Origin of the sequence: Janthinobacterium sp. FW305-128 (assembly GCF_020858135.1) — a bacterium.
In the GTDB taxonomy this organism is placed as follows: domain Bacteria; phylum Pseudomonadota; class Gammaproteobacteria; order Burkholderiales; family Burkholderiaceae_D; genus Janthinobacterium.
In genome coordinates this window covers 267,757-294,721 of the sequence record NZ_JACYMK010000001.1, presented here as the reverse complement: position 1 = coordinate 294,721, position 26,965 = coordinate 267,757, and the positions used below count along the sequence as shown (strand labels likewise).

Annotated in this window: 24 protein-coding genes and 1 tRNA gene; 17 read left to right on the top strand and 8 right to left on the bottom strand. The window is 62.7% G+C overall.

The window, feature by feature from the left end:
- Window positions 1-12 precede the first annotated feature (12 nt).
- The 3 genes from IGS60_RS01360 (at window position 13) to IGS60_RS01350 (ending at window position 1,650) form a co-directional block, all read left to right on the top strand.
- Window positions 13-447, top strand: coding sequence for a hypothetical protein (locus tag IGS60_RS01360; protein ID WP_230501936.1), 435 nt, complete (start codon window positions 13-15; stop codon window positions 445-447).
- Between the two features lie 13 nt (window positions 448-460).
- Window positions 461-976: a hypothetical protein gene (locus tag IGS60_RS01355; protein WP_230501934.1), complete on the top strand. Its 516-nt coding sequence runs from the start codon at window positions 461-463 to the stop codon at window positions 974-976.
- Between the two features lie 170 nt (window positions 977-1,146).
- Window positions 1,147-1,650 (top strand): hypothetical protein, encoded by a 504-nt coding sequence (locus tag IGS60_RS01350; protein ID WP_230501932.1) that lies wholly within the window; start codon window positions 1,147-1,149, stop codon window positions 1,648-1,650.
- Window positions 1,651-1,692: 42 nt separating this feature from the next.
- Here IGS60_RS01350 and IGS60_RS01345 read toward each other — a convergent pair whose 3' ends face one another.
- The 3 genes from IGS60_RS01345 to ada form a co-directional block, all read right to left on the bottom strand.
- Window positions 1,693-3,369 carry a mechanosensitive ion channel family protein gene (locus tag IGS60_RS01345; protein WP_230501930.1) on the bottom strand — a complete coding sequence of 559 codons (1,677 nt, stop codon included), beginning with the start codon at window positions 3,367-3,369 and terminating at the stop codon, window positions 1,693-1,695.
- Window positions 3,370-3,444: 75 nt separating this feature from the next.
- Entirely contained in the window at window positions 3,445-4,134 is a 690-nt protein-coding gene (locus IGS60_RS01340) for a 2OG-Fe(II) oxygenase (RefSeq protein WP_230501928.1), read from the bottom strand.
- Window positions 4,131-5,186 (bottom strand): bifunctional DNA-binding transcriptional regulator/O6-methylguanine-DNA methyltransferase Ada, encoded by a 1,056-nt coding sequence (gene ada, locus IGS60_RS01335; RefSeq protein WP_230501926.1) that lies wholly within the window; start codon window positions 5,184-5,186, stop codon window positions 4,131-4,133. The genes IGS60_RS01340 and ada overlap by 4 nt, the downstream gene beginning before the upstream one ends.
- Before the next feature lie 180 nt (window positions 5,187-5,366).
- Between ada and hutC the strand changes: the two genes are divergently transcribed.
- The 8 genes from hutC (at window position 5,367) to IGS60_RS01295 (ending at window position 16,073) form a co-directional block, all read left to right on the top strand.
- Window positions 5,367-6,086: a histidine utilization repressor gene (gene hutC, locus IGS60_RS01330; RefSeq protein ID WP_070224202.1), complete on the top strand. Its 720-nt coding sequence runs from the start codon at window positions 5,367-5,369 to the stop codon at window positions 6,084-6,086.
- Window positions 6,087-6,537: 451 nt separating this feature from the next.
- A complete protein-coding gene (locus IGS60_RS01325; protein ID WP_230501924.1) occupies window positions 6,538-9,861 on the top strand; it encodes a PAS domain-containing hybrid sensor histidine kinase/response regulator in 3,324 nt (1,107 codons plus the stop codon).
- A gap of 73 nt (window positions 9,862-9,934) precedes the next feature.
- Window positions 9,935-10,393 (top strand): response regulator, encoded by a 459-nt coding sequence (locus IGS60_RS01320; RefSeq protein WP_070224201.1) that lies wholly within the window; start codon window positions 9,935-9,937, stop codon window positions 10,391-10,393.
- A gap of 303 nt (window positions 10,394-10,696) precedes the next feature.
- A complete protein-coding gene (gene trxA, locus IGS60_RS01315; RefSeq protein WP_070224200.1) occupies window positions 10,697-11,023 on the top strand; it encodes a thioredoxin TrxA in 327 nt (108 codons plus the stop codon).
- Between the two features lie 155 nt (window positions 11,024-11,178).
- Complete coding sequence (rho, locus tag IGS60_RS01310) at window positions 11,179-12,441, top strand: transcription termination factor Rho (protein WP_034746249.1); 1,263 nt, start codon at window positions 11,179-11,181, stop codon at window positions 12,439-12,441.
- A 306-nt stretch (window positions 12,442-12,747) separates the two neighbouring features.
- Window positions 12,748-13,017, top strand: a complete 270-nt coding sequence (locus tag IGS60_RS01305) for a type B 50S ribosomal protein L31 (protein ID WP_034746247.1) — start codon at window positions 12,748-12,750, stop codon at window positions 13,015-13,017.
- A 152-nt stretch (window positions 13,018-13,169) separates the two neighbouring features.
- Window positions 13,170-14,894, top strand: coding sequence for a glycosyltransferase family 39 protein (locus IGS60_RS01300; RefSeq protein WP_230501921.1), 1,725 nt, complete (start codon window positions 13,170-13,172; stop codon window positions 14,892-14,894).
- A gap of 198 nt (window positions 14,895-15,092) precedes the next feature.
- On the top strand, window positions 15,093-16,073 hold the full coding sequence (locus IGS60_RS01295; protein WP_070224198.1) for a choice-of-anchor A family protein: 981 nt from the start codon (window positions 15,093-15,095) through the stop codon (window positions 16,071-16,073).
- A 74-nt stretch (window positions 16,074-16,147) separates the two neighbouring features.
- Here the strand turns inward: IGS60_RS01295 and IGS60_RS01290 are convergent, their stop codons facing one another.
- The gene (locus IGS60_RS01290) at window positions 16,148-17,827 is read right to left on the bottom strand and encodes an AMP-binding protein (RefSeq protein ID WP_230501919.1); all 1,680 of its coding nucleotides are present in this window, start codon (window positions 17,825-17,827) and stop codon (window positions 16,148-16,150) included.
- A gap of 133 nt (window positions 17,828-17,960) precedes the next feature.
- On the opposite strand from IGS60_RS01290, the gene IGS60_RS01285 reads away from it, so the two are divergent.
- Both IGS60_RS01285 and IGS60_RS01280 read left to right on the top strand, forming a co-directional pair.
- Window positions 17,961-20,324 (top strand): DNA polymerase II, encoded by a 2,364-nt coding sequence (locus tag IGS60_RS01285; RefSeq protein WP_230501917.1) that lies wholly within the window; start codon window positions 17,961-17,963, stop codon window positions 20,322-20,324.
- A 263-nt stretch (window positions 20,325-20,587) separates the two neighbouring features.
- Entirely contained in the window at window positions 20,588-21,904 is a 1,317-nt protein-coding gene (locus IGS60_RS01280) for a hypothetical protein (protein WP_230501915.1), read from the top strand.
- 67 nt (window positions 21,905-21,971) lie between these two features.
- On the opposite strand, the gene IGS60_RS01275 is transcribed toward IGS60_RS01280, so the two are convergent.
- Window positions 21,972-22,736, bottom strand: a complete 765-nt coding sequence (locus tag IGS60_RS01275; protein WP_230501913.1) for an SDR family oxidoreductase — start codon at window positions 22,734-22,736, stop codon at window positions 21,972-21,974.
- Between the two features lie 174 nt (window positions 22,737-22,910).
- Here IGS60_RS01275 and IGS60_RS01270 point away from each other — a divergent pair.
- A tRNA-Leu gene (locus IGS60_RS01270) sits at window positions 22,911-22,997 on the top strand.
- A gap of 163 nt (window positions 22,998-23,160) precedes the next feature.
- Here the strand turns inward: IGS60_RS01270 and IGS60_RS01265 are convergent.
- On the bottom strand, window positions 23,161-23,739 hold the full coding sequence (locus tag IGS60_RS01265; RefSeq protein WP_230501911.1) for an NnrU family protein: 579 nt from the start codon (window positions 23,737-23,739) through the stop codon (window positions 23,161-23,163).
- A 69-nt stretch (window positions 23,740-23,808) separates the two neighbouring features.
- Window positions 23,809-24,201 carry an Imm10 family immunity protein gene (locus IGS60_RS01260; protein WP_070290944.1) on the bottom strand — a complete coding sequence of 131 codons (393 nt, stop codon included), beginning with the start codon at window positions 24,199-24,201 and terminating at the stop codon, window positions 23,809-23,811.
- A 145-nt stretch (window positions 24,202-24,346) separates the two neighbouring features.
- Between IGS60_RS01260 and IGS60_RS01255 the strand changes: the two genes are divergently transcribed.
- From IGS60_RS01255 to IGS60_RS01245, 3 genes are all read left to right on the top strand, one after another.
- Complete coding sequence (locus tag IGS60_RS01255; RefSeq protein WP_070220730.1) at window positions 24,347-24,763, top strand: GNAT family N-acetyltransferase; 417 nt, start codon at window positions 24,347-24,349, stop codon at window positions 24,761-24,763.
- Window positions 24,764-24,770: 7 nt separating this feature from the next.
- Window positions 24,771-25,517, top strand: coding sequence for a M56 family metallopeptidase (locus IGS60_RS01250; RefSeq protein WP_230501909.1), 747 nt, complete (start codon window positions 24,771-24,773; stop codon window positions 25,515-25,517).
- A gap of 64 nt (window positions 25,518-25,581) precedes the next feature.
- Entirely contained in the window at window positions 25,582-26,082 is a 501-nt protein-coding gene (locus IGS60_RS01245; RefSeq protein WP_230501907.1) for a hypothetical protein, read from the top strand.
- A 6-nt stretch (window positions 26,083-26,088) separates the two neighbouring features.
- On the opposite strand, the gene IGS60_RS01240 is transcribed toward IGS60_RS01245, so the two are convergent.
- A complete protein-coding gene (locus IGS60_RS01240) occupies window positions 26,089-26,904 on the bottom strand; it encodes a class I SAM-dependent methyltransferase (protein ID WP_230501905.1) in 816 nt (271 codons plus the stop codon).
- Window positions 26,905-26,965: the final 61 nt, after the last annotated feature.

Sequence of the window (26,965 nt, the reverse complement as noted above, 5' to 3'; positions counted from 1 at the left end):
GCGCGCTCACGCATGGCCGATGCCGAAGTTACCTCGATCAATGGCGTGCCCTGCTTTAGCATTTCCAAACAGGAAGAGAGGCGCAACGGCCAGCCCTTCCTCGGCGCCTTGAGCGTGTCCGACGTGACGGTCAAGCCAACGACGGAAATATGGGGGTTTCTCATGACGGACAGTAAGAAAATTCCGCTGTCTTCAACAAATTGCATTACCTATGGGAATATTCCGGCACATGCCGACGCTGCGCCCGCGCCTGAATTGAAGACCGGCAGGGTGTACGAGGTATTTCTGAATGGCAGGCCAGCCGATCCTGCCGATCCTACCTATGGATATGTGGCAAAGTTCTGTCTCATACAGCAGGTCTCTGCCAAGCCAAGCCTCGTCGTCATCAAAAGCGATACACAGGCCTGGATGGATGATACGTGCCCAGCCAGAAATTCTTCCCGATAACGCAAGGCATGCCATGAATCATCGCCACCTTATTCTTTGTCTGCTGGCGACCTTGACGAGCATGGATGCCTCGGCGTGGTCCCGCATGGCCGAAGCCGAGATTAGCTCATTCAAAGGCATACCATGCTTTACCATTTCAAAAAAAGAAGAACGCCGCAATGGAACGCCAATGCTGGGCGCACTCATGGTTTACGACATCTCCATAAAGCCGCCTGTAGAGGTCTGGTCCTTCATTCTCTATGGAGCGACGACCCTACCCATGCATGCAAAAACCTGCTATTTGTATGGCCAAGTACCAGCAGAAGCCGAATCGACTGCCGCGACGATGTTGAAAACAGGCAGGATGTACAGCGTCTTCTTGAATGGCAGGCCGGATGACCCGTCTGACTCAACCCGTGGCTATAAAGGGAAATTCTGTCTCATCACGACAGCTAACGGTGGTCAACAGGTCATTCCCATCAAGCGCGATATGCAGGCCTGGATAGACGAAATTTGCCCGGCAGACACCCCAGCACAAAAAGGCCAATAATGCCCATCTGCCACAAGAGCCTATTGGTACCTATGGCTACATGGGAAAGTTTTGCATAGTAGCCACGGCCACTGGTGAACGAAAAATCATCGCCATTGGCAGCGACACGCCAGCGTGGAAACAGGATAGTTGCCCAGAGCATTCGCTCATCAGATAGTGCAAGGATCGCCATGCCATATCGTCACACACTGTTATTCCTGCTTGCCGCCTTGACGAGCATCAATGCCTCGGCGTGGTCGCGCATGGGCACTGCCGCCGTCATGACGGAGGCTGGCCTTCCCTGCTTCAAAATTGCCAGCGAAGAGGAACGCTCAAGGGGGCCAGTCAGCCTGAAGATGCTGACGATCAGCACGCCTGGGCCGAATGGCTGGAAAGATGTATGGACGGTCATGTTTCCGAATGCCTCGTTTGGCGATCCCAGCTATCGTCTGCCAAACAAGGGATGCGTGCGCTATGGCAAGGCTCCCGAGGGGGCAGAGAGCAGCGCTGCCGCGCCGCTGGTGGCGGGAAAAGTGTATGGCGTATCCTTCCTGGGAAGGCCGCCATCCGCGTCCGATCCCACTTCGCGCTACTCGGCAGATTTCTGCCTGCTCACGGCACCCGCCGGGGGATTCCAAGTGATTCAGCTGACAAATGGCAAGAATACCTGCGCTCCCGAGGAAAAACCAAGATAGCGCGTGCCATTGCATCCGTCACGCACAGACCACGCCTCGCGTTCAAGACTTGGGCGGAACCACCTCAATCGATTCCTCCCCCCGCTTCGCCGGCGCCCTGAACCATTCACCGGGCGGCACCACCTGCGACTCTTTCGGGTCGTCGATGTAGTGCGGCGAGGTGATCTGCACGTCGAACTCGTTGAAGACGTCGATGATGTTCTGGTGCAAGCGGTTCAGCACTTCGGCGCGTTGGCGGGGGACTTCGGCGCTGGCGTAGGCGACGAGGCGGTATTGCACGTAGTAATCTTGCAAGGCCAGCTGCATCACGTACGGTTTCGGCGTGGTCGACAGTTCCGTCGTGCGCGACGCGGCCAGTTCCAGCATGGCGTGCACTTGCCGCCACGGCGTGGCGTAGCCGATGGTGACGGTGGAGTCGAGCACGAAGCCGCCGCCGGGCTGGGCGCGCGAATAATTCTTGGTCGTTTGCGACATCACCCAGGCGTTCGGCAAGGCGACCTCCTCGCCCAGGCCCGTGCGCAGGCGCGTCTCGAACATGCCCAACTCGACCACCGTGCCCTCGCAGTCACCCACGCGCACATATTCGCCCTTGCGCAGGGCGCGCGTGTACATCAGGATCAGGCCGCTGGCGCCCTGGCCCACGATGCTCGACGCGCCGATCGACACCATCAAGCCCACCAGCACGGACAGCCCCTGGAAAGCGGCCGTGTGCGAGCCGGGCAGATACGGATACGCCATGGCCAGCGCGAACAGCCAGATCACCACGCTGGCGATGCGGCGCGTAGGCAGGGCCGTGTCCTTGTCGAGCCAGCCGATCTGCAATTCGCCGCTTTCCACGCGCTTGAACAGCGAGGCGGCCGTGGCGGCGATCAGGCGCGCGATGGCGAAGATCACGCACACCAGCACCAGCCCCGGCAAGGCACCGATGATGGCGTGGAAGACGTCGGCCGCCACGTCGAACAGGTAGCCGCTCAGACTTTCGCCCCAGGAGCGCGTGTAGGGCAAACGGCCCAGCACGAAGGCGGCCCACAGATACGTGGCCATCAGACGCAAGCCCCACAGCACGGCGCTGAGCAGTTGATACGCGAAGGCGATGTAGTGTTCGGCGTCGAGCACGCGCACATTTTTCAGGCGCACGTCGCGCAGGCGCGAAGCGAGCAGGATGCCGCTGCGGCGCTTGGCCCAGCGGTACAAGCGCGTCAAGCCCATCCACACCAGCCAGAACACGAGCGTGGCGGCCGCGCACACGGCGGCGGCGATCGCCAGGTAGCGCCAACTGCCCTGTTCGCGATAGTCAAACACGGCCTTGCTCAACTCGCCGGCGGCCGTTTTCGCCACGCTTTCCGTCGTGTCACCGGCCAGCAAGTTGACGTCGCCAGGCACGACGACGAACAGCTGCACGCCGTCGAGCAGCACTTGCGTGCCTTCTGGAATCATGCGCGTGCTCGCCTGCAAGGGACCGTTTTTCGCCAGCACGCTTTCCAGGCGGCGCTGCGCGCCGATGGCCCGTTCATCGGGCGGATAGCCGGCCAGCGCGGCGCGGAAGACGAATACCTTGCGGTTGGCAAACATCAATGGCGCCGTCTTGACGGCGGCGGCCTGTGACGGCGCGATGGCGGTCGCGGCTTCCGCAACGAGCGAGGATGCGCCCTCGTCCGCATGGGCTGCGGGCAGCAGGAAGATCGTCAACAGGCACAACAGGCGGAGCAACGCGGACATGGCAGAAATGAAAGAGTGACAAGGAGTAGCCATCATGCCATGTAATTGCGGAAACTCAAGCGCCGCACCTACCGTTCAGCTCGCATCATGAAAAATGATGCCCAGGGTGTGGCGCAAGCCCGAACGCAGGCGCGACACGCCATGGCGCATGTTGACGCGGTAACTGCCGCGCGCGCCGTTGACGGGGCGTTGCGCCACGGGAAAGATCACGGCGTCGCCCTGCATCAAGGGCACGACTTCGGCACGCGACTGCATGCGCGGGCGCTGCTCCGTCAGCACGAATTCGCCGCCCGTGAAATCGTCCTGCGGGCGCGACAGCAGCACGGCCAGCTGCAGCGGAAACACGTGCTCGCCATACAGGTCCTGGTGCAGGCAGTTGTAATCGCCTTCGCGGTAGCGCAGCAGCAAGGGCGTGGGCCGCGTTTGCCCCGCCGCATGGCAGCGCGCGAGGAAATCGGCGTGGCTGGAGGGAAAGCGCGTCTCCAGACCCATGCTGGCGTGCCAGCGGTTGGCAATCGCCGCCAGCGGTCCGTACAGCTGTTCGCGCAGGCCGGCCACCACATCGGGCAGCGGATGCGCCCAATACTGGTACTCGCCCTGTCCAAAGCCATGGCGCTGCATCACCACACGGCTGCGAAAGCGCGACGCATCGTCATACTGCGCTGCCAGCGCCGCGCACTGCGCGGGATTGAGCAAGCCCGGCACGACGGCGCAGCCGTATTGATTCAGCTCATCCTCGATCTGCCGCCAATCGAGCGCCCTCACCGTTCGCCCTCGCGTTCCAGCAGCGCCTGCTTGCGTTCCACGCCCCAGCGGTAACCGGACAAGGCGCCATCGTTGCGCACCACCCTGTGGCAGGGGATGGCGACGGCCAGGGCATTGGCGGCGCAGGCGCCCGCCACGGCGCGCGCGCCTTTCGGCGCGCCGATGCGGCGCGCCAGCTCGGCATAGCTGACGGTGCTGCCGGCGGGAATTTCGCGCAAGGCTTGCCACACGCGCTGCTGGAACACGGTGCCGCGCACGTCCAGCGGCAAGTCCAGTCCCAGGCCCGGCGCCTCGACCAGGCCCACCACCTGCGCCACCGTCTGTTCATAATCAGGCTCGGCGCCGCGCAGCTCGGCTTGCGGAAAGCGATCCTGCAAGTCGCGCAGCAGCACTTCCGGGTCGTCGTCGATCAAAATGGCGCAGATGCCCTTGTCCGTGCTGGCCACGAGGATGGCGCCCAGCGAGCAGGCGCCGATGGCAAAGCGGATCACGGCCCCGCTGCCGCCGGCGCGAAACGCGCCCGGCGTCATGCCCAGCAAGCCGGGCGTGGCGGCATACAGGCGGCCGCTGGAATTGAAGCCGGCCGCATATAACGTTTCCGTGACGTTCGCCGCCCCCTGCAAGCCGGCCTTGAGGCGCTCGCCGCGCCGCGCCGCCGCGTAGGCTTTCGGCGTGATGCCCGTGTGCGCCTTGAAGACGCGGTGAAAGTGAAAGCGGCTCATGCCGGCCGCCTGCGCCAGCGCGTCCAGGTCGGGCAGCTCGTCGCTGGCGTCGATCAAACGGCAGATGTCGGCCACGATGGCCGCCTGGCGCTGGGCCAGCGGCGGCAAGTTCGGCTTGCAGCGCAGGCAGGGGCGGAAACCGGCCGCCTCCGCCTGCTCGCACGTGGCGTGAAAAGCCACGTTGCGGCGCAAGGCGGGACGCGCCGCGCAGGAAGGGCGGCAATACACGCCCGTCGTGCGCACCGAGTAATAAAAGACGCCGTCGGCATCGGGCGCGCGCCGCTGCAGGGCGTCCCAGCGTTCATCGTCAGTCAGGTAAGCGTGTTCCATGGCGAACTCCGTGCAAATCAATAATAAGTCACCAGCATAGCCAGCACCCGCGCGCGCCACACTCCGGCGCTTGCTTTTGAATTCAAAAAAGGCTGGCGGCGCCTGCCTTGCTCGGTGCTAAAATCGGCCATCGCGCCTCCAGCCGGCGGCGCGCCCTGCCCGCGCCCCGGAGAAACCGCATTGGACGATCATACTACCCAGGAAAATACGCCCATTTTCCAGCGCATCAAGGATTTTCTGCTGGCCGGCATCGCCGCCGGACGCTGGAAGGAAGGCGACGTGATTCCCTCCGAGCAAGCCCTCGTGAAACAATTCGGCGTCTCGCGCATGACGGTCAACCGCGCCGTGCGCGAACTGACCAGCGAACAGGTGCTGACGCGGCGCCAGGGTTCCGGCACCTATGTGGCGCAGCAAAAATACCAGGCGACCTTGTTGGAAATCAAGAGTATCGCCGATGAAGTGCGGGCGCGCGGACATATCCACCGCAGCAGCCTGCAATTGCTGGAACGTACGAAAGCCTCGGATTTGCTGGCCAAGCAATTCGGCCTGCCGCCGGAACACCCGCTCTTCCACTCGCTGATCGTGCATTTTGAAAACGGCGTGCCGATCCAAGTGGAAGACCGCTGGGTCAACCCCGAGTGCGCACCAGACTACATGACGCAGGATTTTTCCAGCATCACGCCGAACGAATACCTGATGGCCGCCGCGCCCCTGCAAGGCGCCACCTACAGCATCGAAGCGCTGTCGGCACCGCGCGACATCGCGGAAATGCTGGCCATCGACACGAAACAGGCGTGCCTGGTCCTGCGCCGCCAGACGCGCTCGGGCGGCAAGATCGCCTCGATCGCCACCATGTGGCATCCCGGACACCGATATCAGTTTGCCGGAAGTTTCACCTGAGAACACCTGAAAAAACCTACTGCGCGTCGCGCTTTGCGGCCTGTGATGCTCACCGTGCTCAAGCACGGTTGCGCTTCTCGGCCACAAATCGCTGCCGCTCGCTACGGTTTTATCAGGCGTTCTACAGATCGCTGATTCCGTAGCACGATTTCGCGCCGACTTTCTCTCAGATTCTCACCAAATCGCGAAAAAAACAGCCATTCCGGGGCAAAAAAAATCCCGTTTTGGCTGTTTCAGAACTTAAATACCCCGAGCAAATATTCGATGCTATAGTTGCCGCCAGAAAGCGCCGCAGGCGTTTATTTGAGCGCGCATCATGCACTGTCAGCCCAGTTCCATCATGCTCCAGAAAGGGATGCATTTGTCGTATTGCAGCCACACGAGTTTCAGCGCATCACGCCGACGGCGCCCTGCGCTGCGTCGTCTCGCTCATACGATGCTGGCGGCAGGCATGACGCTTTCCTTGCCGGTGCAGGCGGCGGTACACGGCATGGCGCCAACACTGCTATGGCCTTACGCTGCCGCCAGCGCCACCGCCCTGGCGGGAGTGGCTTGCTGGCAAGCCTGGCGGCTGCGGCAACAGTTGCGCCGCCTGCTGCTGCCCGCGCATGCCCTGGCCGAACAGGACGCCGGGCAAGCCTTGCGCGGCGCGGCCATGGCTGGCTGGACCTGGCGACGACAGGCCGACCGGCTGCAGTTCGCGCCCCAGTACCAGGACGTGCTGGGCGACAAAAGCGCCAGGCTCGACCATGCACTGGACGAGTGGCTGGCCGAAGTGCACCGCGACGACCGCGCGCGCCTGAGCCTGGCCTTTCGCCAGCATCTGGATGGCCAGGCGCCCGGCACCTTCAATTGCGAATTCCGCTTGCGCCACAGCGACGGCCACTGGCGCTGGCTGCTGGCGCGCGGCGCCGTGCTGACACGCGCCTCGGATGGCGCCGCCACGCAGGCCAGCGGCATCGTCTGCGATATCAGCGAACGCAAACAGGATGAGCAATCGCGCATGCGCTCGATGCTGGAAGCGGCGCCCGAAGCCATGCTGGTGGCCGACGTCGAAGGCAAGGTGCACTACGCCAACCAGATCGGCGCGCGCTGCTTCGGCTATCCGCTGGCCGAATTGACGGGCATGTCGTTGGAGCAATTGGTACCGGAAAGCACGGCCAACCACTCCGTGGGCGACCCGCAAGCGCGGCACAGCCTGCCGGGCCGGGTGATGATGGCGCGCCGCCGCGATGGCACGCACTTCCCGGCCAAGGTCAGCCTGTCGCCGCTGCGCATGGCCGGGCAAGTATTTTCCATCGTCTCGCTGCGCGACATGACGCAGCGGCAACGCGCCGAGGAAGCGCTGCACGCCAGTTCCGAACGCTACCGCCTGATCGTGCAGACGGCCGCCGAAGGCATCTGGATGACGGATGCGGACGGCAAGACCACCTTCGTCAACCCGAAGATGGCGCACATGCTCGGCTACACGGTGCAGGAAATGCTGGGCCGTCCCCTGCTCGACTTCATGGACCGCGACAGCCAGCTGCTGATGCAGCGCCGCCTGGCCAGCCACGGCAGTGCCGCCAGCCAGCCGGATCAGGTCGATTTCCGCTTCTTCCGCAAGGATCAGTCGAGCCTGTGGGGCTTGCTGTCGAGCACCAGCATCCAGTCGGACAACGGCGAGCCGGGCGGCACCCTGGCGATGATCACCGACATCACGGAGCGGCGCCAGGCGTCGATCGCCCTGTCGAACTCGAGCCAGCGCATGGCGTCCGTGTTCGGCGCCGTGACGAACGGGCTGGTGGTGCAGGACAGCCACGGCCACATACTGGAAAGCAATGCCGCTGCCGAGCGCATGCTGGCGGCCAGTCCAGCCGGCAACAGCCTGTGGCAAGCGATCCACGAAGACGGTTCCCCCTTCGACCAGCGCAGCCATCCCGTGCACATCACCCTGTCGACGGGTGTCGCCATGCGCGACGTGCTGATGGGCGTGCAACAGCCCGACGGCAGCCTGTCGTGGCTGTCCGTAAATACCGAGGCCATCCGCGATGAATACGGCAAGGTGGGCATGGTGGTGGCCAGCCTGACGGACATCACGTATCACAAGCGCAGCGAGAGTGCCTTGCGCGAACTCAATGAACATCTGGAAGAGCGCGTGGCGCAGCGCACGGAGCAGCTGGACCAGGCCAAGCAGGTGGCCGAAGAAGCGAGCCTGGCGAAGGGGCAATTCCTGGCCAACATGAGCCATGAAATCCGCACGCCGATGAATGGCGTGATCGGCATGGCGTATCTGGCCCTGAAAACGGACCTGGAACCGCGCCAGCGCGATTACCTGGAAAAAATCCGTTTTGCCGGCGAACACTTGCTGGGCATCATCGACGACATTCTCGACATTTCGAAGATCGAGGCGGGCAAGCTGGAGATCGAGCGCGTCAACTTCAGTTTCGACCACGTCGTGCAAACGCTGATGACAGTGGTGGCGCCGCGCGCCGCCGGCAAGAACCTGGAGTTGCTGTTTGAAATCGACCCGCAATTACCGGCCGTGCTCGTGGGCGACCCGCTGCGCCTGGGACAAGTGCTGATCAACTACGCCAATAACGCCATCAAGTTCAGCGAACAGGGCAGCATCACCGTGAAAGTGCGCAAGGTGGTGGCGGACGCCAGGCACTGCCTGGTGCGCTTTGAAGTATGCGACCACGGCATCGGCCTGTCGCAGGATGAAATGAGCAAGCTGTTCCAGTCCTTCCAGCAGGCTGACACGTCCACCACGCGCGAATATGGCGGCACGGGCCTGGGCCTGGCCATCTGCAAGCAGCTGGCCCAGCTGATGGGCGGCGACGTGGGCGTCGACAGCCGTCCCGGCGCCGGCAGCACCTTCTGGTTCACGGCCAACCTGGGCATTTCCGACCAGGCGGCGCCCGCCATGCTCGACAGCATGGTGCAGACGGCGGCGGCCATGCGCGCCAGCGCCGACGCGGCCCTGGTGATGCGCACGCTCAAGCATGCGCGCATTCTGCTGGTGGAAGACAACACGTTTAATCAGCAGGTGGCACTGGAATTGCTGGAAGAAGCGGGCGCCTCCGTCTGCCTGGCCAACAATGGCGAGGAAGCGCTCGACCTGCTGCGCCAGACCCAGTTCGACTGCGTGCTGATGGACGTGCAGATGCCGCTGATGGATGGCTTGCAGGCAACGCGCCACATCCGCGCCGACCCGCAGCTGGCGCACCTGCGCGTGCTGGCCATGACGGCCACGGCCACCAGCGAAGACCGCGTGCGCTGCCTGGACGCGGGCATGGACGATTTCATTTCCAAGCCCATCCAGCCGGCCATGATGTACCAGACCATCGCCAGCTGGCTGCCGGCGCGCGACACGCCGCCACCACCGGCGCGCAGCCGCGCCGCGCCCGCCTTCAAGACCACGCTGGCGGGCGACCCGCAGGTGATCGACCTGTCGATCCTGGCCAAGCTGCTCGGTTATAACCCGGAAAAGGTGCGCAAATTCGCCTTCAAGTTCCTGCAGACGACGCAGGACGGCTTTGGCGACATCGATGCGGCCCTGGCGCGCGGCGACGTGCACCAGGTGCGCGAACTGGGACACCGCATCAAGTCGTCGGCGCGCACCGTGGGGGCCCTGGGACTGGCCGAGCTGTGCCACAACCTGGAAACCCTGGCGCCGGGCGAAGCGGCCGACGAGGCGGAGCGGGCCCGGCACATCGTCGCGCGCCTGTGGCCCCTGCTGGAACAAATTACCGAACAAATCATGAATAACACCAGCTTTGCCAATGACGATTAGCTACCGCCAAATTCCGTTAAGGCAAGGTATCGGCATCGACAGCGATGCAGCATATCAATAGGAAGACAGGACGATGACTACTGTATCAAACCAAGCAAGCCGTGAACACAGCGAAGCAGGCCTGGCGCCATTGCGCGTATTGCTGCTGGACGACGACGTGTTCATGCTCGACGTGCTCAGCGACATGCTCGAGCAAATGGGCCCGTTCGACATCCGCTGCGAGTCGCACAGCGAACAGGCGCTGGCCACTCTGAAGCAGCACCAGCCCGACCTGCTGATCTGCGACCTGTCCATGCCCGACATCGACGGCATCGAATTTTTGCGCATGGCGGCTGAAAACGGTTTTCGCGGCGGCGTAGTCCTGCTGTCGGGACTGCATTCGGCCGTGCGCCTGGCGGCCGAACGCCTGGCCATGGCCAACGGCCTGCATATATTAGGCACCTTCCGCAAGCCGATGGAAAGCGCGGAACTGCAGCTGATGGTGAACTTGCAGCTGCAGCACACGGCGCGTCAGGCCGGCGCGCAAGCCTGAGCGCGCAGCCAGGCCGGGAGAGCGGACACGGCGCCGCAAGCCAGCAGGCATGCGGCTTTGCCGCCCTGGCGGCAGGCGCAGGGGCGATATGCCTCAAGTTTTTCTGCAATAATCGCCACGCTTTGAAAAAATGGGTTATTATTTCAGCCATCCCCGCCTGCATACCTCTGGTCGCACCTTCCAAGAACATTGAATTTGTGCCCATTGCCCCCATCTTCTCACTGCATTCCAGGAAGCATGGATGGCGAACCAGCGTATGGTGAATTCCAGGCATTATTGATCCCACCCTCATTTGAGGAAAATATGAGCGAAAATATCAAACACATTAGCGATGCATCTTTTGAAGCAGACGTCCTGAAATCCGAGTTGCCAGTACTGGTCGACTTCTGGGCAGAATGGTGCGGTCCCTGCAAGGCCATCGCCCCGATCCTGGAAGAAGTGGCCAAGGAATACGCCGGCCGCATCGTGATCGCCAAGATGGACGTGGACGCCAACCAGGCGGTACCTGCCAAGTTCGGCATCCGCGGCATCCCGACCCTGATCCTGTTCAAGGATGGTGCTGCAGCTGCTCAAAAAGTGGGCGCCATGGCCAAGGGCCAGTTGACCGCTTTCGTCGACAGCAACATTTAATGTATGATGGGCAGCGCTGCGCCCGCAGCGCCGCCTGACTGGATAGACCGGGAAGCGGCTTTGCCTCATTCGTGCACAGCCTTCCCCAATAATTAATCAACGCCACGCAGTCCCCTCCCCTACCTTTACATCCCGTCTCGGGACACTCAACACATATGCATTTATCCGAACTAAAGGCCCTACACGTATCCGCCCTGCTTGAGATGGCGATCGGTCTTGACATTGACAACGCAGCCCGCTTGCGCAAACAGGAGCTGATGTTCGCTATCCTGAAAAAACGCGCCAAGTCCGGCGAACAGATTTTTGGCGACGGCGCCCTGGAAGTGCTGCCTGACGGCTTCGGCTTCCTGCGCTCGCCTGACGCCAGCTACATGGCGTCCACCGACGATATTTACATCTCCCCTTCGCAAATCCGCCGCTTCAATCTGCACACCGGCGATTCGATCGAAGGCGAGGTACGGACCCCGAAAGATGGCGAACGCTATTTCGCACTGGTCAAAGTCGACAAGGTCAACGGCGAATCGCCGGAGATGTCGAAACACCGCATCCTGTTTGAAAACCTGACGCCGCTGCACCCGAACGAGCCGCTGCGCCTGGAACGTGAAATGAATGGCCAGGAAAACATCACCGGCCGCATCATCGACCTGATCGCCCCGATCGGCAAAGGCCAGCGCGGCTTGCTGGTGGCGTCGCCGAAATCCGGCAAATCCGTGATCCTGCAGCACATCGCCCATGCGATCACGGCCAACCACCCGGACATCACGCTGATCGTGCTGCTGATCGACGAACGTCCGGAAGAAGTGACCGAAATGCAACGCTCGGTACGCGGCGAAGTCGTCGCCTCGACCTTCGACGAGCCGGCCACGCGCCACGTGCAAGTGGCCGAGATGGTGCTGGAAAAAGCCAAGCGCCTGGTCGAAATGAAAAAAGACGTGGTCATCCTGCTCGACTCGATCACCCGTCTGGCGCGTGCCTACAACACCGTCATCCCTGCCTCGGGCAAGGTCCTGACCGGCGGTGTCGACGCGAACGCGCTGCAACGTCCAAAACGCTTCTTCGGCGCCGCGCGCAATATCGAAGAAGGCGGCTCGCTGACCATCATCGCCACGGCGCTGATCGAAACGGGTTCGCGCATGGATGACGTGATCTTTGAGGAATTCAAGGGTACCGGCAACATGGAAGTGCATCTGGAACGCCGTTTGGCCGAAAAACGCGTCTACCCGGCAATCAACCTGAACAAATCGGGTACCCGCCGCGAAGAACTGCTGATCAAGCCGAACGAGCTGCAAAAAATCTGGATCCTGCGCAAGTTGCTGTACTCGATGGACGAGATCGAGGCGATGGAGTTCATTCTCGACAAGATGAAGGCGACCAAAAACAACGCCGAATTCTTCGACATGATGCGCCGGGGCGGCTAAATTCCCCTGCCGTGTATCGTAGGTCGGATTAGGCCCGCAGGGCTGTAATCCGACAACATTGTTGGCGAAGACGGTGGTGTTGTCGGATTACGCGCTAGCGCGCTAATCCGACCTACGTTGCGCCCGGCGTAAGCACACGCGATCATGCAAAGCCGCTCATTGAGCGGCTTTTTTATTGCCTGCGCCCCGAAAGCGCTATATAATCGACGGTTGCATTATTTTAAACCTGGCAAGTGATCGGCAATCGGGTCAAGAAGCAGGACGACCGACGAAGTGCTGTTTGGCTACCAAACTAGAGAGAAGACCATGAAAGTCGATACCCATCCAGAATACCGCGAAGTTGTTTTCCACGATCTGTCGTGCGATTTCAAATTCGTTACCCGCTCGACCATCCAAACCCGCGAAAAAATCACCCACGACGGTAAAGAATACCCACTGGTGAAGATCGAGGTTTCGGCTGAATCGCACCCATTCTTCACGGGCAAGCACAAAATCGTCGATACCGCCGGTCGCGTCGAGAAGTTCCGTCAGAAGTTCGGTTCGGTTGGTTCGAAAACCGCAGTCGCAGCAGGCTGATTTTTGCCGCTTTGCGGCAAAACAGGGCAGCTCCGGCTGCCAGAGAAAAGGCAGCCACGGCTGCCTTTTTTGTCTTTGGCCGCTTTACTTTATACTCGCGCATACCCGACGCCATTCGTCGCGTCTTGCCACTATTCTGATACCGATTATCGATGAAGCCAGTCCGCCTTCCCGCCGCTGCCACACTCGCGCTGCCACGATGGGCCTTGTTTGCGCTCGGCCTGCTGTACATCCTGCCTGGCCTGATCGGCCGCGAACCGTGGAAGAACGATGATGCCGCCAGTTTCGGCATCATGTGGACCATGGCGCATGGCGGCCTGAACGACTGGCTGTGGCCCAACATCGCCGGCCTGTCGCTGCTCGATGAAGGCCCGCTGGCCTTCTGGCTGGGCGCCATCTTCATCAAGCTGTTCGGCTGGATCGACGGCGACGTCTTTGGCGCGCGCATGTCGACCATCGGCATCTTCGTCGTCAGCACCCTGTCCGTCTGGTACACCGCCTTCAACCTGGGCCGGCGCAACGACGCCCAGCCGCTGCGCCTGGCTTTCGGCGGCCAGCCCGAGCCGGACGACTTCGGCCGCACCCTGGCCGATGCCGCCGTGCTCATCTACCTGGGCTGCCTGGGCCTCTTGCAGCACAGCCACGACATCACGGCCGAAGCGCTGTACGTGTCCCTGATGGCCTATTTGCTGTACCGCGCCGTGCGCTACGTGGAAGGCCCGTCCGTGCGCAATGCGGCCCTGCTGGGCCTGGCGCTGGGCGGCCTGACCCTCGCGCGCGGCTGGATCACGCCGGCGGCGCTGAGCATCGCCTTGCTGCTGTGCACCGTCTTCCTGCGCCTGCCGCTGCTGCGCAGCGTGCGCCACCTGGCGCTGGCCATCCTGATCGGCATCGCGCTGACCCTGGCCTGGCTGCTGCCGGGCGAACTGCTGCAGCCATACGGCCATTCGCCGCTGCAAGCGTGGATGGAATGGAATTGCCGCCAGTTCAGCGCCCCCAGCCTGAAGAGCCTGCAATACTTCTGGCGTGTCGGCATCTGGTTCTTCTGGCCCGCCTGGCCGTTCGCCGCCTGGGCCGTGTATGCCTGGCGCCGCCAGCACCACGTGCTGCACATCGTCGTGCCGCTGACCTTTGTCGCCATGCTGGCCATCCTGGGCCTGTGCCATCCCGATCCCGACCCGAGCCAGCTGCTGCCGCTGCTGCCGCCGCTGGCCGTGATGGCCGCGTTCGGCTTGCTGACCATGAAACGGGGCGCCATCAACGCCATCGACTGGTTCTCCGTGATGGTGCTGACCATCTGCGCCCTCGCGCTGTGGCTGTTCTGGTTCGCCATCCTGACGGGCTGGCCTCCAAAACTGTCGCATAACGCCCTGAAACTCATGCCAGGTTTCAAGCCCGAACTGGACTTGCTGGCCTTCTTCGTCGCCGCCTGCGCCAGCGCGGGCTGGGTGGCGCTGGTGCACTGGCGCATCTCGCGCCAGCCAGCCGTGCTGTGGCGCGCCGTGGTGCTGTCGTCCGGCGGCCTGATCCTGATCTGGGTGCTGATCATGACCCTGTTCCTGCCGCCGCTGAACTACAGCAAGAGCTACGCCAGCGTCGCGCACCAGATTTCCGTCCACCTGCCGCCGGGCACTACTTGCATCAACAGCAATGTCGGCGCCGCCCAGCGCGCCTCGTTCGCCTACTACGGCCACCTGCCGTTTGCCAATGTGGGCCAACAGCATTGCGACGTGTTCTTGTTGCAAGACAGCATTAAAGTTCCGGATAACAAGGAAAAGCTGCCGGAACACCACGGTGCGGATTGGATCAAGCTGTGGGAAGGACGCCGCCCCACGGATGACGTGGAACGCTTCCGCCTGTACCAGCGCGTCAGATAAACAGCAAAAAACCGGGCCAGCCCCGGTTTTTTTATGTCCGCAAGACAATTGCTGACCCTAGGAAAAGTGTTGCCTTAAAATATAGTTAATTACCTAAATTGAACTAACATTGTTTTTTATATTATAATAGCCGGCTGCGCGATGGCGGTGTGTTGCTTTCCCGCCCGAATCGTCCCCTAATTGACTATGAGATTGTCCATGAAATTATTTGCTACCCGTACCTTGCCGCTCATCAGCGCCGCCCTGTTCGCCTTCGCCTTCAGCGCTTCGGCCCAAGCCACCGTGGTCGACCTCGGCGTCGCCAATGGCTACTCGGCCTTTATCTTTGGCAACATCGGCAGCAGCGGCGCCAGCGGTTTTACCAGCGTCGGCGGCAGCATTGCCGCTGGCGGCAATATCTACCTGGACAACTACAATGTCGGCACGAATAAAAAGCCAGGCAGCGCCGTCAATTCGGTCGTTGCTGGCGGCAACCTGAACACGGGCTGGGGCACGCTCAGCGGTTCGGCCGTGTACGGCGTCAGCAACCCCAACGCCACCCTGACGGCGCCACAGTGGTTTCCAAAAGATAACATCAGCAAAGGCAATGCCTCCACCCTGGACTTCGCGGGCGCCAAGCAGCAACTGACGACCCTGTCGGGCGACGTGGCCAAGCTGCAATCGAACGGCACCGTGATCTCGCAGTACGGCAACATGACCCTGGTCGGCAATGTCAACGCCGACGTGAATATTTTCAACATCGATGCGTCGAACCTGCATAACCTGACGCTGGACCTGTCCTCGCTGAAAAGTACGGCCAGCATCATCATCAACGGCACGGCCACCGACATCACCATGAGCGGCGGCTTCGACAATTTCGCCAGTTTCGCCAACCGCACGCTGTTCAACTTCGCCAACGCCACCACCACCAACCTGCAGAACGTCGGCATCAACGGCAGCATCCTGGCGCCGCACAGCGCGTTCTCCGGTTCGGGCGACATGAACGGCACCCTGATCGCCAATTCGGTCAGCTCGATCAATCGTGGCCACGTCGCGATGAACGGTTCCGGCTTCAACACGGTCAACGTGTCGGCCGTACCTGAGCCAGGCACCTACGCCATGCTGCTGGCCGGCCTGGGCTTGCTGGCCTTCATGCGCCGCCGCACGCCAGCGCGCGCACCGCAAGCCGCGATGGCCTGAGCTTTACGCCGCATCAAAAAAAAACACCGGGCCGCGCGAGCATCCCGGTGTTTTTTTATGGGCGGGCGAAAAACTTATTCCGCGCTCAGCCCCAGATCCGTCGCCACCTGCTTGCGCAATACATATTTCTGGATCTTGCCCGTCACCGTCATGGGGAATTCCTCGACGAAGCGCACATAGCGGGGAATCTTGTAATAGGCGATCTGCCCGTCGCAAAAGGCGCGGATATCCTCGCTGGTGGCCTGCGTGCCCGGGCGCAGGATGATGCAAGCGCACAGTTCTTCACCATACTTGGCGTCCGGCACGCCCACGCATTGCACGTCGAGCACGCTCGGGTGGCGGTACAGGAATTCCTCGACTTCGCGCGGGTAGATGTTTTCGCCGCCGCGTATCACCATGTCCTTCGAGCGGCCAACGATGCTGCAAAAGCCGTAGTCGTCGATGACGGCCAGGTCGCCCGTGTGCATCCAGCGCGCCGCGTCGATGGCCTCCGCTGTTTTTTCCGGGTCGCCCCAGTAGCCCTGCATCACGGAATAGCCGCGCGTGAGCAATTCGCCCTTTTCGCCGCGCGGCACGATGCGGCCTTCCGCATCGATGATTTTCACTTCCAGGTGCGGGTGGACCCTGCCGATGGACGAGACGCGCATCTCGCGCGGGTCTTCGATCGACGTCTGGAAGCTGACGGGTGACGTTTCCGTCATGCCATACGCAATCGTGATTTCCGCCATGTGCATCAATTCGATAACACGCGTCATGACTTCCATCGGACAAGGCGAACCGGCCATGATGCCGGTGCGCAAATTCGACAGGTCGTATTGTTTGAAATCAGGATGATCGAGGATGGCGATGAACATGGTCGGCACGCCGTGCAGTCCCGTGCAGCGCTCGGCCTGCACCGTTTCCAGCACGGCTTTCGGGTCGAAGCCTTCACCGGGAAACACCATGGCCGCGCCATGCGTGACGCAGGCCAGGTTGCCCAGCACCATGCCGAAGCAGTGGTACAGGGGCACGGGAATGCACAAGCGGTCCTGCTGCGTCAGGCGCATGGCTTCGCCGATGAAGAAACCGTTGTTCAGGATATTGTGGTGCGTCAGGGTGGCGCCCTTCGGCGCGCCCGTGGTGCCGGACGTGAACTGAATGTTGACGGCGTCGTCAAACTGCAAGGTCGCGCTCACTTCGGCCAGCTGCGCCAGGTCGGCGTCCGTGATGCCGTCCATCACCGCGTCGAAGTTGTGCATGCCCGGCGTGGCGGCCACGCCCAGGCGAATGACGTGGCGCAATTGCGGCAGGCGCGGCGACTGCAGGGCGCCGGCGCGCGAACGGGCGATTTCCGGCACCACGTCCTGCACGATGGCCAGATAATCGCTGGACTTGAAGCTGGGCGACAGGATCAGCGCGCTGCATTGCACCTTGTCGAGCACGTATTCGAGTTCAGAGCGGCGGTAGGCGGGGTTGATGTTGACCATGATCAAGCCAGCTTTCGCCGTGGCAAACTGCGTCAGCACCCATTCGGCGCAATTCTGCGACCAGATGCCGACCCGGTCGCCCGGCTGCAAGCCCAGTTTCAACAGGCCGGCAGCCAGCTTGTGCACGCGCTGCTGGAATTCCAGATACGTCCAGCGCACGTTCTGGTGCGCCACGATCAGGGCATCGTGCTGGCCGTAGCGCTCGGCGATGCCGTCCAGGTAGGCGCCTATCGTTTCGCCGATCAACGGCGTCTCGTGGGCGCCGTGTACATAACTCATTGCTTGCATGCTGTCTCCGGGGTGGGTGGCGCGACGCGCTCTTGTTATCGTCTTCGATGCAGAAAATTATAGCCGCAAGCGCCCCCGCCCTGCACCGGCTTGCTGTAATGTGCAGGCCAGCACACCAGACACTCACGGCACCATGACAGGCAACACCCAGCACACGCCCGAACAGGGCTTCATTCTGACCCGCCACTGGCGCGACACGCCCGCCGGCACGGAGGTCGATTTCTGGCTGGCAACGGACGCCGGACCCCGCCACGTGCGCCTGCCCGTGCAGACGGCCGTCGCCTTTATCCCCATGGAGCAGCAGGAGCAAGCGCAACAGCTGCTGCGCGGCGAGCGCCATGCCGAACTGCGTCCCCTTTCGCTGTGCGATTTTCACCACCGTCCCGTGCTGGGCCTGTACTGCAAGCAATACCGGCATTTGCTGAAGCTGGAAAAGCAGCTGCGCGCGCACGGCATTGACGTGTACGAAGCGGACATCCGCCCGCCCGAGCGCTACCTGATGGAGCGTTTCATTACGGCGCCGGTAACGTTCAGCGCGGAAACAGGGCAGGACGTGCAGCTGAAACCGGCGCCCGGCTACCGGCCAAGCTTGAAACTGGCCTCGCTCGACATCGAGACGACGGCCCATGGCGAACTGTATTCGCTGGCCCTGGAAGGCTGCGGCCAGCGCCAGGTCTACATGCTGGGGCCGCAAAACGGCGGCGATGAGCTACTCGACTTCGACCTCGAATACTGCGACAGCCGCGCACAGATCCTCGAGCGCCTGAACACGTGGATGGAGCGGCACGATCCGGACGCCATCATCGGCTGGAACCTGGTGCAGTTCGACTTGCGCGTGCTGCGCGAACACGCTGAGCGCTACCAGGTACCGTTGAAACTGGGGCGCGGCGGCGCCGTGATGGAATGGCGCGAGCATGGCGGCAAGCAAGAGCATTACTTTGCCGCCGCTGCGGGACGCCTGATCATCGACGGCATCGAAGCCCTGCGCTCGGCGACGTGGAATTTTTCCTCGTTCAGCCTGGAAAACGTGGCGCAGAGCTTGCTGGGTGAAGGCAAGTCCATCGACAATCCCTATCAGCGCATGGCCGAGATCGACCGGCGTTTCCGCGAAGACAAGCCCGCGCTGGCCCGTTATAACCTCAAGGATTGCGAGCTGGTCACGCGCATCTTCGCCAAGACCGAGTTGCTGACCTTCCTGCTGGAACGGGCCAGCGTGACGGGCCTGGCGGCCGACCGCAGCGGCGGCTCCGTGGCCGCTTTCGAACATTTGTATTTGCCGCTGATGCACCGGCAGGGTTACGTGGCGCCCAACCTGGGCGATATCTCGGGCGAAAACAGCCCCGGCGGCTTCGTCATGGATTCCCAGTCGGGCCTGTACGATTCCGTGCTGGTGCTCGACTATAAAAGCCTGTACCCGTCCATCATCCGCACTTTCCTGATCGACCCCGTGGGCCTGGTGGTGGGCACCAGCGGCGATGAGGCCGATACCGTGCCCGGCTACCGGGGTGCGCAGTTTTCACGCGTAAAACATTGCCTGCCTGCCATCGTGAAACAGGTGTGGCAAGGGCGCGAGGCGGCCAAGCGCGAGCGCAACGCGCCGCTGTCGCAAGCGTTAAAGATCATCATGAACGCGTTTTACGGCGTGCTGGGCTCGAGCGGCTGCCGCTTTTTCGATCCGCGCCTGGCCTCGTCGATCACCCTGCGCGGCCACGAGATCATGCACCGCACGCGCGAGCTGATCACCGAGCAAGGTTATCAGGTGATCTATGGCGACACGGATTCCACGTTTGTGTGGCTCAAAACAGCGCATACGGATGAAGAGGCGGGCAAGATCGGCCGCGCCCTGGTGGCGCACGTGAACGCCTGGTGGGAGCGGCACCTGCGCGAGGAATTCGGCCTCGAAAATGCGCTGGAACTGGAATTCGAGACGCATTACCGGCGCTTCCTGATGCCCACCATCCGCGGCTCGGAAGAAGGCAGCAAGAAACGCTACGCGGGCCTCGTGGGCAAGCCCGACGGCAGCGAACAGATGGTCTACAAGGGCCTGGAAACGGTGCGCAGTGACTGGACGCCGCTGGCGCAGCAATTCCAGCAAGCCTTGTACCTGCGCATCTTCCAGCGCGCCGCCTACCAGGACTATGTGCGCGACTACGTGGCGCGCACGGTGCGCGGCGAGTTCGACGCCTTATTGGTCTACCGCAAGCGCTTGCGCCGCCCGCTCGACGATTACCAGCGCAACGTGCCGCCCCACGTGCGCGCGGCGCGCATGGCCGACGCCTACAACCTGGCGCAGGGACGGCCATTGCAATACCAGAACGGCGGCTGGATCAGCTATGTCATCACGGTGGCTGGGCCGGAACCGCTGGAAACGCAGCGCTCGCCCATCGACTACCAGCATTACCTGACGCGCCAGCTGCAGCCGGTGGCGGACGCCATCTTGCCCTTCCTGGGCGACGATTTTTCGCGCCTGGTCTCGGGACAACAGGATTTGTTTTAGATCAATTTTACTGACCTGCACGGCCAAGCTGAGGTAATATCGGCGCCTGCCGGGCCAGTCCGCGGGCGCTGTGCGCCGGGGCAGCGTAAAATACGCCTTGGCGAAAGAATAAGAGCTGCATGAAGAAGAAGATGTCATTCCAGACGAGAATCATTCGCAAGAAGATTTTCCCCGCTGAAATGGCGCATAATTTCACACTATGTTGAACCAGCGGGCAGCAGCAACAGCCATCTGCCCTGCTAATTTTTGAATGAATTGACACCATGACCGAGATCACGTCCCTGAGAGACATCCCGCAAAAAAATATCTTCCGCAAGGGCGACACCTTTGTGCTGTTCGGCGAGCTGTTCGGCCGCGGCTATGTGAATGGCTTGCTGGACGAAGCGCGCAAGGCGGGCATGAATATCGTCGGCATGACGGTCGGCCGCCGCGATGAAAACATGGCGCTGCGCCCGCTGAACGCGGAAGAGCTGGCCGAAGCCGAAGCCAACCTGGGCGGCCGCATCATCAATGTGCCGCTGATGGCCGGTTTCGACCTCGACGCGCCCGCCGGCGAACCGACGCCGACGGCCCTGCTGGCCGACATGACCCTGAAAAGCTGGCAAGAAGACAAGCTGGACTGGGCGCAGATCGAACGCTGCCGCGAAGCCGGCATCGCCCGCTTCAGCGCGTCCGTGGCCAAAGCCATGGCCGAGCTGGATAGCCTGATTCCTGACGGCAGCAATGTGTATTTCGCCCACACCATGGCCGGCGGCATTCCAAAGGTCAAGGTCTTCCTGGCGATCGCCAACCGCATCTACAAAGGCCGCGGCGAGCGCTTCATGTCTTCGCGCACCCTGCTCGACAGCGACCTGGGTAAATTGATCCTGATGAACTTCGACGAAGTCACGGCCAACACCCTGCAGCACCTGATCGACGGCAGCGCCGCCATCCGCGCCCGCATCGAGCAAACGGGCGGCCAGGTGCGCTACAGCGCCTACGGCTACCACGGCACCGAGATCTTGATCGACGGCAAATACCAGTGGCAAACCTACAGCAACTACACGCAAGGCCTGGCCAAGATGCGCCTGGAAAACGTGGCCAAGGCCGCGTGGGAAAAAGGCATCAAGGCGACCGTCTTCAATTGCCCGGAAATCCGCACGAATTCCTCCGACATTTTCGTCGGCGTGGAACTGTCGCTGTTCCCCCTGCTCGACGCGCTGAAAAAAGAAGGCGGCGCAGCCTGGGCCGAAGAGCAATGGAAAATCTGCCAGGGCTTGCTGGAAGACGGCGTGTCGCTGCAAGACTTGCTCGACCGTATCGCCGCCTACAACGGCGACGCCACCAGCGTGCAGTTCCGCAACTTCGCCGCCTGGCCGATGGACAACACGCCAGAGCTGGCCGACGTCATGATCGGCACCTCGGACGACATCACCAAGCTGCACAAGGACCGCAAGGAACTGATCACCGATCACCTGAGCTCGCTGGTGCTGGAAGGCACGGGCCCGCTGATGTTCCACACCATGTCGGAGCCGCCAGCGCCCGTCATCTGGCTCAACCACGACATCATCGCGCGTCAGCTGAACTCGGTTCACAACTGAGCTTGATGTAGCGCACACAACCGACGGCCCGGCTCATCCCCGGGCCGTCGGCGTTTCTGCGCGTGCTTTATGCGCGCACGATGGACACGCCGCCATCGGCCAGCAGCGCCGTGCCGGTGGTGAAGCTCGAGGCATCGGACGCCAGGTACAGCGCCGAGCGGGCGATCTCGTCCGGCGTAGCCAGACGTTTTAACGCATGCAAGCCCGCCACGAAGGCCAGCGCTTCGGGTGTATTCGCCACTGCGCGCCCCATCGGCGTATCGGTGCCGCCCGGCAGCAGGGCATTCACGCGGATACCCGCCGTGCCATACTCGGCCGCCAGGGCCTTGGTCAAACCGATCACGCCCGCCTTGCTGGCCGCATACGCGGCCATGCCGGACATGCCCAGCGTATGACCGACAAAGGTCGAGGTAAAAATCAGCGAGCCGCCGCCGCGCGCCGCCATGGCGGGCAGCTGATATTTGGCCGCCAGGAAGGCGCTGGTGAGATTGGTGTCGACCGCCGCCCGCCAGTCTTCCAGGGCAACTTCCTGCGTGGGTCCCATGGGTCCCAGGGTGCCCGCATTATTGAAGGCGATATCGAGGCCGCCAAAGCGTTGCAGCGCCAGCGCCACGGCCGCTTGCGCGCATGCCGCGTCGGCCACATCGCCGGCACAGGCCACGGCTTGCGCGCCGCCGTCCGCCAGCTGCGCCACCAGCGCATCGAGTTCCTTCCGCCGCCGCGCCACCAGCACCAGCCGCGCGCCATGGCGGGCAAACAGCCGCGCCGCCGCATGGCCAATGCCCGAGCTGGCGCCCGTGATGATGGCGACCTTATTTTCCAGTTGTAACATTTGCTTCCCCCTCATGTGGTTAAAAGGGAAAAGATAGGCCGGCAAGCCCGGCGCGGCACTCCGCTTCTTGCGCTGGAATCGGCATCGTCACAGATTCTGCAGGCTTGGGCAAAACGCACGCCAAGCATAAAACTTGCCAGATTGTGACAAATCAGTGATAATGCGTCTCGCGTTGCCGGGATGGCGGAATAGGTAGACGCACGGGACTCAAAATCCCGCGCTGGAAACAGCGTGCCGGTTCGATTCCGGCTCCCGGCACCACAGAACACCTTAGTTGTACCTGATCAAACCCGCCCATCGCCAGATGCTGCGGGTTTTTTTATGTTTGTTTTTATGTAAACGTCTTGGCCGCGCCCGGTTTGTCGTTCAGCTCGTCGCAGGCCACGGCACACGCAAGCCGATCTCCCTCGCTTGCTCGATCCCCTTATCCAAACGGCCGCACGCCAAACAGCACGCCGTGCAGCCAGAACGCCAGCAGCAGCCACAGTGCACAGCCCGCGGCTATGGCGATCAGGGTGCCTTGGACGGTGCCGCCCTGGTATGCCACGCCGGCCGCGCGGTCGCGCTGCACGGCGGAAACCAGATCCACCGACGACCAGACGAGGAAGCCGCCGAACAGCAGCACGTCGGCCACGTTGCCGTTGGCCAGCAGATGCGCGACGGCCCAGAGTTGCGTGCCGAGCAGCATGGGGTGGTGCACCAGGGTCTTGATGCGGTTGCGCGGCACATTGGCCGCCGCCAGCAAAATCAGCGAGAACAGCATCAGCAGGCCGCTGGCGTGGCGCAAGCCCATGGGCGGCGTCCACAGCACCTGCGGCTGCTGGCGCGCCAGGGCGTAACCCCAGATGATCAGGCCCAGGCCGGCAAACGCCACGAGCGAGTACAGCCCCTTCCAGCGCTTTTCGCCGAGGCGCGCCAGCTGGGCGCTGCGCCAGCCGTCGGCGACGATGCGTACCGAGTGCAAGCCCAGGAACAGCAGCAAACCGAGTATCAGCACCGTCATCGTCTTCTCCCCCAGTCAATGCCCGCTATCGAGCATACGCGACGCCATGGCCGGCGCCGTCCGCGCAGATCAACGTTCTTCGCGATAGTAATCGCAGCCCTCGAACGTGGTGCGCAGCGCCTGCTGCAGCTGGGCGTAGCGCTCGGGCGTCAAGTTGAAACGCACGTCGATCTGGCCGTCGTCATCCATCTGCATGGCGGCCTCGGCATCCATCTGCACGGACAGGCGGTTCGGATGCAGGATCACGGCGTGCATGTGGCCATACCACGCAAATTCCTGGCCGCCATATTCAATATACGGTTCGTCCATGCCCGTAGCAACGTCCTGCTCGTCGTATTCATCGGCGCGCTGCAGCATCAGGTAGACGGGCTCGCCTTTGCCCGCTGGCGCGGCCAGGGTGGTGATCAGGGCGTCGTCTTCATGGATGACGGACAACTCGGTGGCGGTAAATCCTGCGGACATGGCATGCTTTCAACAAATAAATGAATGACGCCACCATAGCGCAAAAGCGCCGCGCACGACATAGGGCGCGGCGAATAAAGCGTGCCGCCCCAGAAACGCATGGCCGCCTATAATTGCCGCTCCAACCAATTCACAGGAGACCGTCTTGACCGCCGCATCACCTTATACCACCCGCCTGGCCATTCCCTCCATCGCCACCTATCAGCAGCTACGCGTCGCCGCCGGGCTGAGCGCGAAAACCGCGGAGGCGGCGGCCAAGGGCTTGCCGAATTCCCTGTTTGCCGTGCAAGTGCTGCATGGCGACGAGGTCGTCGGCATGGGCAGGGTCATCGGCGATGGCGGCTGTTTTTACCAGGTCGTCGATATCGCCGTGCTGCCGGCCCACCAGGGCAAGGGCTTGGGCAAGCTGATCATGCGCGAAATCCGCCAGTTCATCGACAGCGACGTGCCGGAAAGCGCGTACGTCAGCCTGATCGCCGATGGCCAGGCGCAAGACCTGTATGCGCAGTTCGGTTTCAAGCATACGGCGCCCGCCTCCGTCGGCATGGCGCTGAAGCGCTAGGCGCCCGATGCCGGTCTGGCTGCTGTGCTGCATGGCGCTGGCGCTGCTCTTGAGCGGTGCCGCCTGGCGCGCCGAGCGCGCGCGGCAACGGCGCGGGCGCACGACACGCTGGCTGTGGCTGGCGGCCATCGCCGCGTCCGTCATCTTGCCCCTGGCGTGGCTGCCCGGCGTGCTGGCGGCCATGCCGTCGGAGCAGGCGCAGCTGAAACTGGGCTGGTTTGTCTTATCGAGCGGCATGCTCTTGCTGCTGGCGCTGCGCAGCATCTGGCTGCTGTCGCACCAGCGCCGCTGGCAGAACACATCGCTGCTGGGCACGCCAGTGCACTTGAGCGGCGGCATCGGCCCCTGCGTGGCGGGACTGCTGCGGCCGCGCATCGTGATGCCCGTCTGGCTGCAACTGATTCCCCCCCAACAACAAGCGCTGCTGCTGGCGCATGCACAATGCCGGCTGGCCGCGCGCGATCCGCAGTTGCTGGCCCTGGCCTACGGCTTGATCGTGATCATGCCGTGGAATGTGCCCCTGTGGTGGCAGCTGCACCGGCTGCGCTTTGCCATCGAGGTCGATTGCGATGTGCGCATGCTGGCACGCGGCCACGCGCTGCACGACTATGCCTTCGTCCTGCGCCGGCACGGCCAGTATTATTCGGGCTTGACGGGCGCCTCGCCCATCGTGCTGAACGATCCGCTGGCGCTGCGCCGGCGGCGTCATCTGATGGCCAGATTTACCCGGGACCGGGCGGCGAACTTGCTATAGTAGCGGCAACGCCGCGCGGCATGCCCGCGATCCCGGCTTCCCCCTTAGAAATCAGAGAGATACCATGCTTTACCTGCTTGCCATCGCGATCGTCATCGCCCTGCTATACTACGTCTTCAGCGGCCGCACGCCCGTCAAACCGCTGCACAAGCCACTCGTGTCCGTGCGCCAGTACGTGCCGGCGATCCCTGCGGGCGCACCGGCGCACCACTGGAGCGACGAGGGGCGCTTTGCGTCGGAAGTGGAAAACGAAGCGATGTACCAACCCGCCATCGCCAGGCTGGCCGGCGCACACGGCCCCGGCAACGCGGAAGAAAAATGCCTGGCCCTGCTCGTCTGCGACGATGCCAATCCGTTCCAGGACAAGGCCATCGCCGTCTTCATCGACGGCCTGCTGGTGGGCTACCTGTCGCACAACGACGCCCTGCGCCTGCGCCGCAACCTGGGCCGCATGGATCTGGTGGGCCAGCTGACCTCGTGCGACGCCGTCATCCGCGGCGGCGGCCTGTGGAACGGCAAGCGCCTGTCGTACGCCGTCTGGCTGGACTTGCAGCCGTACAACTAATGATCGCTATACCGCGCGCGCCAGCCTGACGGCCCGCGTGGCAATAAAGCTGGGCAGGAATTTTTCAATTTCAAAGCGCGGGTGGGGATGCATTTCCTCGTGGTAACCGGCCAGCACGAAGCCCGCCGCCAGCTGGCCGCCGATCTGGCTGTCCAGGCTGTGGCCGAAGACCAGCGCCTCGCCCTTTTCCATGCGCGCCGCCAGCGCATCGGCATCCATATCCTCCACATCCGAATACGGCAGCACGAAACGGGGCCGTATCAAGCCCTGCTGTGCCCATTGCGGATCGCGGTCACCGATGAACACGGCCGGGTTGAAGAAACTGCTCAGCAGCACGCCGCCATCGGCCAGCACGCGCGCGCACTCGCGCCACACGGGGGCGATATCGGGCACGTACTGGTTCGACACGGGGTGGATGATGACATCGAAGCTGGCGTCGGCAAAGCAGGCCAGGTCGCGCATGTCGCCCTGGACGGTGGCCAGTTGCAAGCCGTCGCGTTCGGCCACCATGCGGTCTTGCGCCAGTTGCTGTTCAGACAGATCGAAGACGGTGACGTGCGCGCCGGCGGCAGCCAGCACGGGCGCCTGCTGCCCGCCGGCACCGGCCAGGCACAGGATGCGCTTGCCGCGCACCTCGCCCAGCCAGCCGGCCGGCAAGGGACCGGGCGTCAGATGGATTTGCCACTGCCCGGCACGGGCCGCGGCGATGGTGGCGCTGTCGACGGGTTGCGACCACGGGCTGTTCCGTGCAGCCTGGGCATCCCAGGCTTGTTGATTGTGCCGCAAGAAGTTGTTACCGTTATTACCTAAAGGCATCGTCATCCTTTCAGAAAAACAGGACGCGAATGTAGCATGACTCCAGGCAAGGCGCCACACTGCGCGT

Excerpts from the sequence above, each read along its gene's own strand:
- IGS60_RS01295 (WP_070224198.1), top strand. The coding sequence starts at position 15,093 with ATGAAATTATTTGCTACCCGTACCTTGCCGCTCATCAGCGCCGCCCTG.
- IGS60_RS01360 (WP_230501936.1), top strand. The coding sequence starts at position 13 with ATGGCCGATGCCGAAGTTACCTCGATCAATGGCGTGCCCTGCTTTAGC.
- IGS60_RS01260 (WP_070290944.1), bottom strand. The coding sequence starts at position 24,201 with ATGTCCGCAGGATTTACCGCCACCGAGTTGTCCGTCATCCATGAAGAC.
- IGS60_RS01245 (WP_230501907.1), top strand. The coding sequence starts at position 25,582 with ATGCTTTACCTGCTTGCCATCGCGATCGTCATCGCCCTGCTATACTAC.
- IGS60_RS01265 (WP_230501911.1), bottom strand. The coding sequence starts at position 23,739 with ATGACGGTGCTGATACTCGGTTTGCTGCTGTTCCTGGGCTTGCACTCG.
- rho (WP_034746249.1), top strand. The coding sequence starts at position 11,179 with ATGCATTTATCCGAACTAAAGGCCCTACACGTATCCGCCCTGCTTGAG.
- IGS60_RS01300 (WP_230501921.1), top strand. The coding sequence starts at position 13,170 with ATGAAGCCAGTCCGCCTTCCCGCCGCTGCCACACTCGCGCTGCCACGA.
- IGS60_RS01285 (WP_230501917.1), top strand. The coding sequence starts at position 17,961 with ATGACAGGCAACACCCAGCACACGCCCGAACAGGGCTTCATTCTGACC.
- IGS60_RS01240 (WP_230501905.1), bottom strand. The coding sequence starts at position 26,904 with ATGACGATGCCTTTAGGTAATAACGGTAACAACTTCTTGCGGCACAAT.
- ada (WP_230501926.1), bottom strand. The coding sequence starts at position 5,186 with ATGGAACACGCTTACCTGACTGACGATGAACGCTGGGACGCCCTGCAG.
- IGS60_RS01290 (WP_230501919.1), bottom strand. The coding sequence starts at position 17,827 with ATGCAAGCAATGAGTTATGTACACGGCGCCCACGAGACGCCGTTGATC.
- IGS60_RS01280 (WP_230501915.1), top strand. The coding sequence starts at position 20,588 with ATGACCGAGATCACGTCCCTGAGAGACATCCCGCAAAAAAATATCTTC.
- IGS60_RS01345 (WP_230501930.1), bottom strand. The coding sequence starts at position 3,369 with ATGTCCGCGTTGCTCCGCCTGTTGTGCCTGTTGACGATCTTCCTGCTG.
- IGS60_RS01320 (WP_070224201.1), top strand. The coding sequence starts at position 9,935 with ATGACTACTGTATCAAACCAAGCAAGCCGTGAACACAGCGAAGCAGGC.
- IGS60_RS01325 (WP_230501924.1), top strand. The coding sequence starts at position 6,538 with ATGACGCTTTCCTTGCCGGTGCAGGCGGCGGTACACGGCATGGCGCCA.
- IGS60_RS01305 (WP_034746247.1), top strand. The coding sequence starts at position 12,748 with ATGAAAGTCGATACCCATCCAGAATACCGCGAAGTTGTTTTCCACGAT.
- IGS60_RS01275 (WP_230501913.1), bottom strand. The coding sequence starts at position 22,736 with ATGTTACAACTGGAAAATAAGGTCGCCATCATCACGGGCGCCAGCTCG.
- IGS60_RS01355 (WP_230501934.1), top strand. The coding sequence starts at position 461 with ATGAATCATCGCCACCTTATTCTTTGTCTGCTGGCGACCTTGACGAGC.
- IGS60_RS01250 (WP_230501909.1), top strand. The coding sequence starts at position 24,771 with ATGCCGGTCTGGCTGCTGTGCTGCATGGCGCTGGCGCTGCTCTTGAGC.
- IGS60_RS01350 (WP_230501932.1), top strand. The coding sequence starts at position 1,147 with ATGCCATATCGTCACACACTGTTATTCCTGCTTGCCGCCTTGACGAGC.
- trxA (WP_070224200.1), top strand. The coding sequence starts at position 10,697 with ATGAGCGAAAATATCAAACACATTAGCGATGCATCTTTTGAAGCAGAC.